We start from the raw sequence: 12063 nt of genomic DNA, 5'->3' as shown, positions 1-12063 counted from the left end.
CATGGTTCAACCAAAAGCCTTAAAGCGGATTATTGATACGTATTTTCGCGATTCTGCGCGTACGATGTCTGTTACATCAGGTACGCATGTGCTGCGCCAGAATGACTATAACGACAAACTTTACTGGGTAAAAAGTGGTGAATTGTCTGGGTATCTTAAAAATAAAGAGAATGGCTTAAGTGCAAAAGTGTTTGTCGTCAAAGAAGGCATGTTCTTTGGCGTGCATAGTTTTTTTGCGCAAACATTAATGGCATCAACGACGGTGGTCGCAGAAAAAGACAGTGAAATTGCTTGGATTGATTTGCTAACCCCAGTGGAAGATCCAGAAACATATGGCTCTATGACTGAGCAGTTTATGCCTGTCATGGTTCATGAACTTGCTCGTCGACAAATGCTTACTGGTATGGAAGCGCTTGAAAAAGAAAAAGCACTGCAAAAGCTTTATGCCACTGAACAGATGACAACTCTTGGACAACTTGCGGCGGGTATTGCCCATGAACTGAATAATGCGATAGGCGTTCTCAGTAGCAAAACAGAAAATCTTCAAACCAATATTATTGATTCTATTTCAACAAGCAAACCCGAGATGCTTGAATTTATGCTCCAAGGAATTAACGTTGGGCAAACCACGGGATCGCAACAGGTACGAGAACGGGCAAAGGTGTTAATCAAGCAACATAATTTGACTCGTGAGCAAGCCAAAACATTAGCGAAAGCTATTCCGCAAGGTGATGTTCCTAAGCAATGGTTCACTCAATTAGATGAAGCATTACGCTATTGGGACTATGGGCGTGATTTACGCGATATGCGCTTAGCTGCCAAACATTCTGCCAGCATCGTCAAATCGGTAAAGCAATTAGGGGGCAGCGATCATGTGCGGCAAAACGATGTTGATATCAATGAAACCTTACACAAATCGCTAGCTTTACTACAGAGCAATCTACGCCCTGTTGAAGTGGTATTGCGCCCCGCAGTCTTGCCACCGATTAATGCGAGTTCAACAGAGTTAGTGCAGGTATGGATTAATCTGATTAAAAATGCCTGTGATGCTATGGAGAATACAGCATCACCGAAAATTGAAATTGTGACTCGACATGTAAAGCAAAAAATCTTAGTCACTATTACTAATAATGGGCCGATGATTGATGAGCCGACACGACGAAAAATATTTCAACCTAATTTTACGACCAAAAAAGGGGGATTATCGTTTGGCTTAGGTTTGGGCTTATCAATTGTACAACGGATCATACAAAGTTATGACGGTACGGTCGTGGTTAAAAGTGATGAAGAACGCACCACGTTTAGGATCAAGTTACCGACACTCTAAGGGATGAGTTATGGAAAAAATAGTCGTTATCTGTGTTGATGATCAACCAGAAGTGTTAAATGCGGTATTAAAAGATCTGTCACCATTACAATCGGCTTTTATGATAGAAGAGTGTGATTCTGGTGATGAAGCCTTAGTTTTGATGGATGAGTTAGATGCTGAAGGGCATTATATTGGTGTCGTTATTTCAGATCATATCATGCCGGGTAAAAATGGCGTAGAGCTACTGACTGATGTGACCCACGATAGCCGTTTCATCAAAACTAAAAAAGTATTACTGACAGGGCAAGCAACTCATCAAGATACTATTGCCGCGATTAACCAAGCACGTATTGAAAGTTACTTTGACAAGCCGTGGGATGCAGACTCGTTGGTTAATTGCGTTAGAACATTGCTTACGGAATACATTTTCGATATGGGGTTCGATTACCAAGCCTGGGGTGAGGTGTTAGACAACACAACGGTACTACGTCGATTACGTTAGGTATGCTATGCGTAGTAGAAATTGATTGCCAAAGCCAAACGATAAAAGTTTGGCTTTTTTTATTGACCTTAGACATTACTCCAAGGTTTATATTAGTTACAGATAATCAAAGCACTCAAGGAGAATGATTATGTGTGCTCAATGTAATAATAAAAAAATGCATGTTCATGCTGCAAAACCAACGGCAGTAACCAAAGCCACAGTGACAGTTGAATCTTGTGAGTCAGCGACATGCTGTTCATCAACCCCTTCTGAGAGTGTGCAAAAACACACCGAAGGGTGTGGTGAATCTGATACCGACGGCCCTGCTTCCTGCTGCTCATCTAAAAGTGACACAGCACTTAACGCTGCAAAACTATCAGCAATAGATGCCATCCATCCAAATAAAAAACCATCAACCTTTACAGTATCTTCTATTGGTCCATCAGACACTGAAATCGCTTCTCAACACGCGCACGTAGAGTCAGAGCACCAGCATTCAGGACATGACGACTCAAGTCATTCATCTTCAGTAAAAAGTTGTTGTTCAACGTCAACCTCATCAAAAGAACAAGATCAAGCGATTGAAGCGTCTTTAGCACAATCGGCTCATGGTCAAACATTTAGCTGGAAAGTGATTGGCATGGATTGTCCAAGCTGCGCGGCTAAATTGGAAAAATCAATTTCAAGTCTTGCTGAAGTTGAAACGGCAAAAGTGATGTTTGCGACGGAAAAGCTCATCGTCAACATGCAAGCCAATCAGCAAGCTGATAACAATAAATTAAAAAAACAGATTGAAGATAAAGCACAGGCAACGGGTTTTACCTTAGTTTCTAATGCTGCTGCGGCTGAAGCGTTACCAAAAAAATCATTTATTCAAGAACACTTAGAAGTCCTTGTGATTGCGGCAATGATGATTGCCTCTTTCTTAATTGATAAAGTGTCACATTCATGGGGTTTAGCGGCATTTACTTTAACCACAATTGTTGGCTTAGTACCGATTGTGAAAAAAGCCATTAGCTTAGGTAAATCAGGTTCACCATTCTCGATTGAAACCCTAATGAGTATTGCGGCTATTGGTGCATTGTACTTAGGGGAAACCGCAGAAGCGGCAATGGTGATTTTACTGTTTTTAATTGGTGAGCAATTAGAAGGGTATGCCGCATCACGTGCACGAAGTGGTGTAAAAGCATTAATGGACTTGGTACCTGAAGATGCCAATGTTGTGCTGCCAAACGGCGAGAAGAAAAAAGTTCCAGCAAGCGAGTTAAAACCCGGTGATGTGATTGAAGTCGTACCCGGCGAGCGTTTACCTGCTGACGGTCAAGTTTTAGATGTGGTTGCGAGTTTTGATGAAAGCGCACTAACAGGGGAATCTGTGCCTGTTGAAAGAACACCGGGCCAGAAAGTCATGGCTGGTAGCATGGCATCAGACAAAGTTGTTCGATTAACGATTGTCTCTGCGCAAGGTGAAAATGCGATCGACCGTATTCTTCATCTCATTGAAGATGCAGAATCACGTAAAGCACCGCTCGAACGTTTTATTGATAAATTCAGCCGCTGGTACACTCCAGCAATGATGCTATTAGCAACACTTGTTATCATTATTCCGCCGCTTGTATTTGGTCAATCATGGGATGAGTGGATTTATAAAGGTCTAGCGCTATTACTTATTGCCTGTCCTTGTGCACTTGTTATTTCAACGCCAGCAGCGATCACTTCAGGTTTAGCGGCAGCAGCGCGTCGCGGTGCATTAATCAAAGGTGGTGCAGCATTAGAACAGCTTGGTCATGTTGAAACTGTCGCGTTTGATAAAACAGGTACGCTAACGGAAGGTAAACCTGTCGTGACGGATTTAATTAGCTGGGATAACAATCCCGAACAATTATTACGTCAAGCAGCCGCTGTTGAATCCGGTTCGTTACACCCACTAGCAACGGCTGTGGTTAACCTTGCTCGAGAAAAATCATTATCTGTTGTTGAAGCAGAAAATCGTGAAGCACTAGCAGGCCGCGGTATTCAAGGTGTTACCGAAGGCGATAACTTTATGTTATGTGCTGCCGATCGCCTACCAGAGCACATTGTGCTAACGGATAACCAGCAACAGCAAGCGTTAGATCTAGAAAGCGAAGGGAAAACGCTGGTGGTTGCCGTTCGTAATCAGCAAGCGGTGGGTTTAGTTGCATGGCGTGATAATTTACGCAGTGATGCTTTAGAAGCGATCACTAAGCTGAAAAGCATTGGCGTGAACTCAGTGATGCTGACGGGTGATAACCCACGAGCAGCAGCTGCGATTGCTAAAGAAATTAATATTGATTTTCGTGCAGGGCTATTACCTGAAGATAAAGTGACAGAAGTACGCAAGTTAAGTGAGCTACATTCTGTTGCCATGGTGGGTGATGGTATTAACGATGCACCAGCAATGAAAACAGCAACAATTGGTGTGGCGATGGGCGGTGGTACAGATGTAGCATTAGAAACTGCCGATGCAGCAATTACCCATAACCGAGTTTCAGAATTGCCAGTGATGATTGAATTGTCTCGTGCGACATTGAGTAATATTCGTCAAAACATCAGCTTAGCATTAGGTTTAAAAGCGGTGTTCCTTGTTACAACCTTATTTGGTTTTACAGGGCTTTGGGTTGCAGTACTTGCAGACAGTGGCGCAACAGCGTTAGTAACACTGAATGCATTACGTTTATTACGCTTTAAACCGCAAAGCGAAAAGTAAAAACTAATCGCTCTGAGCATTAGTGATTAGTCTAAACGGCATGATACGAACAATGATGTATTGTTTATCATGCCGTTTTTTTTCGCTATAAGGCAGGTAAACAGAGTAAAGAGTACATGCGCGAGAAAACGAATTTTTGTGATTCCGGCAATAAGATATCGTTTTCGCGTGATTAATATCAGACTTTTATGTAACATATTTTTCAATTGCTTTTTATTGGTGTGACCATGCTCACTAAAAGTAATTGAATCATTGGTTATTGTTACCACATGTTTTTGATAGAGCATGTTGCAGTATGTTTGACTCTTTCTATCAAAAAATTGATTAAAATAGTAATAACTCATAAGAATCACTCTGAACCTACAACAGAGCTGTTTAAATTAAAGGGTAACATTATGTCTGATAATAAAGTCTTCCACTTAGGTGTTAATAAAGCTGATCTTAATGGTGCAGAATTAGCGATTATTCCCGGTGATCCAGCACGTGTTGAGAAAATTGCAAACTTAATGGATAACCCTGAGTTTTTAGCAAGCTCTCGTGAGTACACTGTATTTCGCGCTAAATTAGACGGTAAATCAGTGGTTGTGTGTTCAACGGGTATCGGTGGTCCATCAACCTCTATTGCTGTTGAAGAATTAGCACAGTTAGGTGTAACAACTTTCCTACGTGTAGGTACTACAGGTGCAATTCAGCCTAACATTAACCCTGGCGATATGATTGTAACGACAGGCTCAGTACGTTTAGATGGTGCAAGTCTGCATTTCGCACCAATGGAATTCCCAGCTGTTGCTGATTTTGGTGTTGCAACTGCAATGAAGCAAGCATGTGATGATGAGCATGCTGTAGTACACACGGGTGTAACAGCATCAAGTGATACGTTCTACCCAGGTCAAGAGCGTTACGACACATTCTCAGGTCGCGTAGTTCGTCGTTTCCAAGGCTCAATGAAAGAGTGGCAAGAAATGGGCGTGCTTAACTTTGAAATGGAGTCAGCAACGTTATTAACCATGTGTGCAAGCTCTGGTTTACGTGCAGGTTGTGTCGCAGGTGTTATTATTAACCGTACACAAAAAGAGATCCCTGATCACGCAACGCTAAAAGAAACTGAAGCGAAATCAATTAAGATCGTGGTAGAAGCGGCACGTAAAATGCTGGCTGAATAAGATTTAAGTCTTAAATGTTTATATTAGAAAGCCGCTCTTAGGAGCGGCTTTTTATTTGTCTAAAAGGTCATGAATAAAAAGGTTTAAATAAAAAGGGTTATGACATGACCAGTAAATTATTTTTAGATTAAACGGCAAAGTCTAGAGAAATATAAACAGTATCAAGTTGCGACATATTACGCTCTTTCCAAACACTTCTTGTATCATGAACTCTGTACCCCAATTCAGTATTAAAGTTCTTATTGATTCGATAATTAATCCCTGTTTGCGCGCCTAAAATAAGATCATCTTTGCTCGATTCTGCAATTTGTATTCCTGAGCTGGCTCCAATAAAGAAACGCCAATTCTTACTATTAGTTAGCGGTATAAAGTAATCATAAGAAGCGACAAAATTGTATGCATCCTTTTGAAATTCCAGGTAGCTGTATAGTCTATGATAATCGTTAAAGTTAGCACCGATCCTTACACTTGGATTAAATTCCCAACGATTATTGATACTACTGACACCGTCATTGATACCGACACCAATAAAGGCTTGTGGCTCTGAGGCCTGGGCAGACAGACTGGCAAATAAGCCAAATAATACAGGTGCAAATTTTAATTTCATTTATCCTCCAAATTGTTTCGTGGACAATACATTATTCTCTAAAGGGATGTTGTAGGTTTCTGTAAGATAATGTTAATGCGATGAATTTCAGAACAGTATTTAGATTGTTTAACTACTTGTTATTTCAGGTAACCTTGTAATCGTTCGCTTTTATCGTGTTATCTGGATTGATTCGGTAGTATTAAATATTCGTTTGACCTCAATATAACTTGAGGTTTTATCCTTGCATTATATCAATCTCGTTGGTGACGAAATTACAGAAATTAAAGCAAGGAGAAAACAATGGAACAGTTTATTGATAAAGGGATGTTAGCGTTAGCCAATGTGGTGGAAGTTGACAGTACCGCATGGTTTCAAGGGCATACGGGGGCGGCATTATTGGCAGGTGATGCATTACTTAATGGCGGAGCACTCAACAATGTATCTAAAAAGAGTTTACAAGCAATGTTAGTGCAGTTTACCGATGATAATCAGCATTTAATGAATCCATTATCCAATAGCCCTGAAACAACCGATTATAGTGAAGTTGTAAATGCTATAGCACTTAACGCGCAGCAATTATGTCATTCAGGTCATGGGATCATATATGGTGCATTATTTTTAAATGCTGTCGCTAATAATAACGTTGTTGTTACTCAGCGTATGGTTTCGAATATCGCTAAGCTAATTGTTAATTGTATGGATGATAATTGGGGACGTTATTACGGTTTAGCTGATTATCGTCAATATCAGCCATCCAGTTTATTAAATAAAGGTGAGATAGATATTCAGCAACATTGTGTTATTGCCGTTGAGCGAAGTACACAAGATATTTACCATAATAATGATGAGCATTTTTTCGCTGGCGATAAACTTCATGGTATTACTCATGCCCATGCAATATCTTTACTCGATAAACTGGGCCATAAAAAATTAGCGCAACAAGCGGCACAACAATCGCTTATTCAGTTAGAGCTTAATGATCGCAAACCCGAGTCAGGACTAAAAAAGGTAATACCCCAACATTTTGACTTATCAGATCCAAATATTTGGGGACATGACTTTAATGAGCACAAAATTAAGCTGGTACACAGTTATGTGGAATTATCGGCACAGAGTCATCAACCATTAGCGAAATTAGATAATTTATGGGGGGCAGTGGTGTAGCTTCATTGCTTTTACTTACACATTCCCCAACCACAATGTATTGGCGCAAATCTTGTTCAGAGCTATGATGTAATGATTACGGATTAAAGAAAGGGATTGATTATGTTGTGGTTTTTAATGATTACGTTACCACTGATTTTGGTGGTAGCGCATGTGGTGTTACTGGCTACTAATCTTTATTCTTCAGTAAAACCTGCCTTGATTATTCCTGCCATTATTGTGGTGTACTGTGGGTATTCCATCATCAGTGTGTCCGATCGTGATGCATTACCTGCCATTGTGTTAGCGGCATATTATTTAGCGTTAACCATGTTTACACTGCGACGTACTTACCGTTGGTATCATCAATTGAGTTGAAAATACGACGTAGTAAAGTTGTTACTGTTATGATAATTATCACTTAAATATTTTTTTCTCTATGTTAACTTGCTTGCTCTATTTTGCTTGTAAATCTAAGGATGGAAGTTGACATGATTAAAATGAAGCACTTTTTGTTATTATTGGTAACGTTCTTTATTACTGGCTGTGTAAGTCCTATTCCCTTACATGAACAAGCGCCAGATACTAACTATAACGTTACGAAGAAAGTATTAATTTCTGTCAATGACCAACGTGAGCGAGTAAAAGAAGGCAAGCCAGAAGATTTTGTTGGTGTAGCTCATGCGACTTTTGGGATTCCCGTGGATTGGCATGTATCTCAAGTTTTAGCGACTGAAGAAGGCGATAAAGAAAAAACATTAGCAGATTTTCTTGATCATCGAATTTTACATGGCTTACAAAAACAGGGTTGGAATGTTGAAGCTGTTAAGGTTCCTTCGGGTGCAAGTGATAGTGATATCATGGTGTTATTAGCTGATAATCAAGCAGATAAACTAATGCAATTAAACATTAATGAATGGTTTTTCAGTATTAATTTAAACTGGGTGTCTGCTTTTAATTTTGATACTGATACGTTAGTTAAAATTTATGAAGTAAATGATGGGCAGATCTTAGAAAAACAAATTGCAGGGCGTGATGTAATTGAAGAAAAAAGTGATGAGTCACCACAGAATAATGTACTTCGAGCCTACCGAGAGCAATTAGTTGAAATCTTCAGTGATCCTGAAGTGAAAAGTAAATTAACGGATTAATTTGCGAGTTAGATAGTTATGAAAAAGCACTGTTATCAGTGCTTTTTCTCTATTAACAGCATGTCGAACTATTCTCATTCTTTGAAACCTGTCACTTTAGTCATTGTATCCCTGTGTTACGTTCGGTGAGCGCAAATTGTGCTGACGATAAATACAAGATGGATGTAAAGATGACTGAGAAGAACCAACAACCACTTAATGACGCTTTGTTCTCTAACTTTATTCAAGGTTACTGGCGAATGGCTGAGTGGGGAATGACGGCGCAGCAGCGATTATCATTTATCAAGCAACATGTAGCACTTGGTGTAACGTCTGTTGATCATGCGCCTGTTTATGGTGCCTCAGCGTGTGAATCTTTATTTGGTGAAGCATTACAATTACAGCCAAGTATTCGTGATGAATTAACGATTATTTCTAAATGCGGCATCGTTGGCGGTAAAGAGGTCAACGGTACGTCGCAAGTGGCGTATTACGATAGCCGAGCAAGCCACATTCTTGCTTCAGTCGAGGGGTCTTTACAGCGTTTAGGTATCGAGCAACTGGATATATTGCTGATTCACCGTCCTGATCTATTAATGGATGCTGATGAGATCAATAGCGCTTTTGAGCAACTGCATCAGACGGGAAAAGTAAAACATTTTGGGGTGTCGAATTTCTCAAAAGATGAATTTTCATTGTTGCAATCTCGGGTAGAGTTTCCACTGATCACTAATCAAATTGAAATTAATCCATTACATACTGATGCGATTGAAGACGGTACATTAGCGCAGCTACAGCAGCATAGAGTACGACCAATGGCGTGGTCTTGCTTAGCTGGGGGCGATATTTATAACAGGACTTCAGAACAGGCTCATCGAGTACGTGAAACATTAAATGTATTAAAGCAAGAGCTCAATGCTGATTCTATTGATCAGGTGATTTATGCTTGGTTAATGCGTCTGCCTACACGTCCTGCTTTGCTATTGGGCACGGGTAAAATTGAGCGAGTGAAAACGGCAGTTGCTGCCGAGCAGTTACAATTAACTCATGAACAATGGTATCGCTTGTTAGAAGCGTCTAAAGGGCATGGTGTGGCGTAACCGTGTTATAAACAGAGAATAAAAAAGACCTCAATTGAGGTCTTTTTAAATAGTAACGTTATGCTTTAGGCTGGGTTATGAGAGTGATCTTCACCACCCGCACCTTTTAGCCACTCGTACAGATGGATGCGTAAGTCACCTAACTGATCAGGGCCAATAATCGCGAGGCCTAAATCTTGTGCTCGAACTAAATCGTGATGACGCAGGGGACGGAAACTGACAAGCATCGCACGTGCTTGTAAGCCACCTAATAAGTCACGTAGTGATTCTAGTTTGTAGAGTGTATCGTCACCATCATCACGCATACCTTTCGTCTTACATTCAATGATATGCAGCTTATTATTAACGATAGTTGCAACATCCAATTCATTACGTACCTCACGCTCACCAATTTTACGGTAAACCTGCACACCTAATGAGTGATCTTGAATTGTAGGCAGTTCATTTTGAATAGCGCGAACGGTGCTATGAACAAGGTTTTCTAACCATTCCCCATTTGCAAAACGGCGAGCTTCTTCGTGTTTAAAGGTTAAAACACCGTCATGGTACGTTGCTAAACCTGTTTCTTCTAAGTCTGATAGCAATGTGCCGAGCTCTTTGTAGCCTTGCTGTTTATCACTCAGCTCAACATGAAGAACTTGTTCTTTACGGCATGTGGTCGCGAGGTAATTCAAGGTTGCGAGGCCTGGACCTAATTCAAGTGCAGAACTTGCCCAGCGTTGACCTAACTCCCAAAGCTGATCGTTAAGTGATTCAGGCATAGGATTATCAGAAAGCTCGCAACGGGCACCGAAAATAGTTAAATAGTCGGTAATTTGGATCCGGTCTTGAACCTGTTGTTGCTCACGGTCAGCTGGGAACAACCAGCACATTTCATCACTGTAAGGTTCGATAACATAAATTGGCCAGTGATAAGAGCGGAAAACTTCGTAAGCAGAAAGAAGACGGTGACGTAAACCACAGCTTGCGTTAAACCAAACTTCGCAGCCTGTTGCTTTAATATCTTCTGCGAGTTGATGAATCTCGCTTCTAATCAGCGTGATATTAATGCTGTCAGGGATCACAAAAAAATCAACATCTATGTTACGTGGCGTCAAAATAGACGCTAGGCGGTCATACTGTTCTCGCTGAAGCTCAGTACCAATAAATATCATTTTTGTAGCCGGAACGGCTTCATCTAGCAAAGGGGTGATCAAACGGACAGGGTCCTGATCGATAATACCAACATGAATAATCATAATAATCCTTAATGCGCCAAATTTGTTATGGGGCATATTATGTCTGCGCATTAATTAATAAGAAGTGAATCAAAGAGTGTACGCAACACTTATTATTAAGATATATGAGGATATTTAGGGTGAAATTCAAGGTGAAAATGGTGAGGGATTTTATATTTCACTATTAGATAGACATAAATGAGAGGTGTATTTTCATTATTGATAGTTAACAGACAAATACTTTTAAAATGATGATAGCGTCACCAAAATAGGTAACGCTACTAAACAGGGGGGGAATTAGTGTGTTACAGGTGTTGGAAGTTGGGATGCTAATAGCCAAATGGCTAAAACAAAGAAGATCAAACCCATAAATTTATGCTGATTTGCACGGAATTTTTCACTTTTCAATAGTGATTTACCAAACGTGCCAACAGTGGTGACCAAGAATAAATTAAACAGTAAACCTAATACATTTAGTAACAAACCAAGCACTAACATTTGTTGGCCAGATGTTGCAGCAACGTGAGTCGAAACAAATTGAGGCAAGAATAGAACAAAGAAAATAAGTGCTTTTGGGTTAAGTAAATTAGTGAACACGGCACGACGGTATAGCGTCGCTGCCATTTTATTACTTTTAGTGAGCTCTTCCGGCGCATCGGCAGGTTGTGTTCGCATGCAGTCCCATCCCATCTTTAATAGATAAGCGCCACCAAGTAAGCGAAGAATTTGCAATGCTATAGGGTTAACGGCAATTAAGGCTGAGACACCTAAAGCTGCCAAAATAGTTAATAAAATACCCGATGTAGCATTACCTAAACTTGCAAAAATACCCACCTTGCGACCGTAACTGAGGCTTGAACTGGCAATCAGTAACATATCTGGCCCTGGAATTAATAATAAAGCGATAACAGCAGTGAGGTAGAGAGGTAATACATTTAAATCAATCATGGTTCTTTAACTAAATAGAGCAGAGAGGATGTGTATTTTACCTACTGAGTAATATTAAATCATTCATTTTGTATCTTTATTGGTTTATATCTCTGTAATGTTATTGCTTTGTAATTGTTATGTTCTGTACTTTGTGCTTTGTAGTTTGTTTTAATGCTTTGTTTCTTGGGGCAAGGTGAAAAATACACAACATTCTTATATTTAAGACGCCCAGACGTGCCGAAATTTATACCGTTGATTAATACTTAAGGC

At 40.1% G+C, this 12063-nt stretch carries 11 protein-coding genes; 8 read left to right on the top strand and 3 right to left on the bottom strand.

Annotated elements, in window-relative coordinates; all coding sequences use genetic code 11:
- Window position 1 precedes the first annotated feature (1 nt).
- From C9J45_RS03460 to udp, 4 genes are all read left to right on the top strand, one after another.
- A complete protein-coding gene (locus C9J45_RS03460) occupies window positions 2–1327 on the top strand; it encodes an ATP-binding protein (protein WP_107292144.1) in 1326 nt (441 codons plus the stop codon).
- 10 nt (window positions 1328–1337) lie between these two features.
- Window positions 1338–1811, top strand: a complete 474-nt coding sequence (locus C9J45_RS03455; RefSeq protein ID WP_107206220.1) for a response regulator — start codon at window positions 1338–1340, stop codon at window positions 1809–1811.
- A gap of 130 nt (window positions 1812–1941) precedes the next feature.
- On the top strand, window positions 1942–4521 hold the full coding sequence (locus C9J45_RS03450) for a zinc/cadmium/mercury/lead-transporting ATPase (protein ID WP_107292143.1): 2580 nt from the start codon (window positions 1942–1944) through the stop codon (window positions 4519–4521).
- Window positions 4522–4916: 395 nt separating this feature from the next.
- Window positions 4917–5684, top strand: coding sequence for a uridine phosphorylase (gene udp / locus C9J45_RS03445; RefSeq protein ID WP_005368660.1), 768 nt, complete (start codon window positions 4917–4919; stop codon window positions 5682–5684).
- Window positions 5685–5811: 127 nt separating this feature from the next.
- On the opposite strand, the gene C9J45_RS03440 is transcribed toward udp, so the two are convergent.
- The gene (locus C9J45_RS03440; protein ID WP_107206222.1) at window positions 5812–6291 is read right to left on the bottom strand and encodes a hypothetical protein; all 480 of its coding nucleotides are present in this window, start codon (window positions 6289–6291) and stop codon (window positions 5812–5814) included.
- A gap of 282 nt (window positions 6292–6573) precedes the next feature.
- Between C9J45_RS03440 and C9J45_RS03435 the strand changes: the two genes are divergently transcribed.
- The 4 genes from C9J45_RS03435 (at window position 6574) to C9J45_RS03420 (ending at window position 9646) form a co-directional block, all read left to right on the top strand.
- Window positions 6574–7437, top strand: coding sequence for a hypothetical protein (locus C9J45_RS03435; protein WP_107206223.1), 864 nt, complete (start codon window positions 6574–6576; stop codon window positions 7435–7437).
- Window positions 7438–7539: 102 nt separating this feature from the next.
- Entirely contained in the window at window positions 7540–7794 is a 255-nt protein-coding gene (locus C9J45_RS03430; protein WP_107206224.1) for a hypothetical protein, read from the top strand.
- A 113-nt stretch (window positions 7795–7907) separates the two neighbouring features.
- The gene (locus tag C9J45_RS03425; RefSeq protein WP_107292142.1) at window positions 7908–8567 is read left to right on the top strand and encodes a hypothetical protein; all 660 of its coding nucleotides are present in this window, start codon (window positions 7908–7910) and stop codon (window positions 8565–8567) included.
- Window positions 8568–8737: 170 nt separating this feature from the next.
- A complete protein-coding gene (locus tag C9J45_RS03420; protein ID WP_107206226.1) occupies window positions 8738–9646 on the top strand; it encodes an aldo/keto reductase family oxidoreductase in 909 nt (302 codons plus the stop codon).
- 65 nt (window positions 9647–9711) lie between these two features.
- Here the strand turns inward: C9J45_RS03420 and C9J45_RS03415 are convergent, their stop codons facing one another.
- Together C9J45_RS03415 and C9J45_RS03410 are read right to left on the bottom strand one after the other, a co-directional pair.
- The gene (locus C9J45_RS03415) at window positions 9712–10884 is read right to left on the bottom strand and encodes a Card1-like endonuclease domain-containing protein (RefSeq protein WP_107206227.1); all 1173 of its coding nucleotides are present in this window, start codon (window positions 10882–10884) and stop codon (window positions 9712–9714) included.
- A gap of 276 nt (window positions 10885–11160) precedes the next feature.
- A complete protein-coding gene (locus C9J45_RS03410; protein WP_107206228.1) occupies window positions 11161–11811 on the bottom strand; it encodes a LysE family translocator in 651 nt (216 codons plus the stop codon).
- Window positions 11812–12063 lie beyond the last annotated feature (252 nt).

The organism is Photobacterium sp. GB-1, from assembly GCF_003026165.1.
GTDB lineage: Bacteria > Pseudomonadota > Gammaproteobacteria > Enterobacterales > Vibrionaceae > Photobacterium.
This window is presented reverse-complemented; position numbering and strand designations above follow the sequence as displayed.

Coding starts and splice junctions, on each gene's coding strand:
- C9J45_RS03450 (WP_107292143.1), top strand. CDS start 1,942: ATGTGTGCTCAATGTAATAATAAAAAAATGCATGTTCATGCTGCAAAA.
- C9J45_RS03440 (WP_107206222.1), bottom strand. CDS start 6,291: ATGAAATTAAAATTTGCACCTGTATTATTTGGCTTATTTGCCAGTCTG.
- C9J45_RS03425 (WP_107292142.1), top strand. CDS start 7,908: ATGATTAAAATGAAGCACTTTTTGTTATTATTGGTAACGTTCTTTATT.
- C9J45_RS03435 (WP_107206223.1), top strand. CDS start 6,574: ATGGAACAGTTTATTGATAAAGGGATGTTAGCGTTAGCCAATGTGGTG.
- C9J45_RS03410 (WP_107206228.1), bottom strand. CDS start 11,811: ATGATTGATTTAAATGTATTACCTCTCTACCTCACTGCTGTTATCGCT.
- C9J45_RS03455 (WP_107206220.1), top strand. CDS start 1,338: ATGGAAAAAATAGTCGTTATCTGTGTTGATGATCAACCAGAAGTGTTA.
- C9J45_RS03430 (WP_107206224.1), top strand. CDS start 7,540: ATGTTGTGGTTTTTAATGATTACGTTACCACTGATTTTGGTGGTAGCG.
- C9J45_RS03415 (WP_107206227.1), bottom strand. CDS start 10,884: ATGATTATTCATGTTGGTATTATCGATCAGGACCCTGTCCGTTTGATC.
- C9J45_RS03460 (WP_107292144.1), top strand. CDS start 2: ATGGTTCAACCAAAAGCCTTAAAGCGGATTATTGATACGTATTTTCGC.
- C9J45_RS03420 (WP_107206226.1), top strand. CDS start 8,738: ATGACTGAGAAGAACCAACAACCACTTAATGACGCTTTGTTCTCTAAC.
- udp (WP_005368660.1), top strand. CDS start 4,917: ATGTCTGATAATAAAGTCTTCCACTTAGGTGTTAATAAAGCTGATCTT.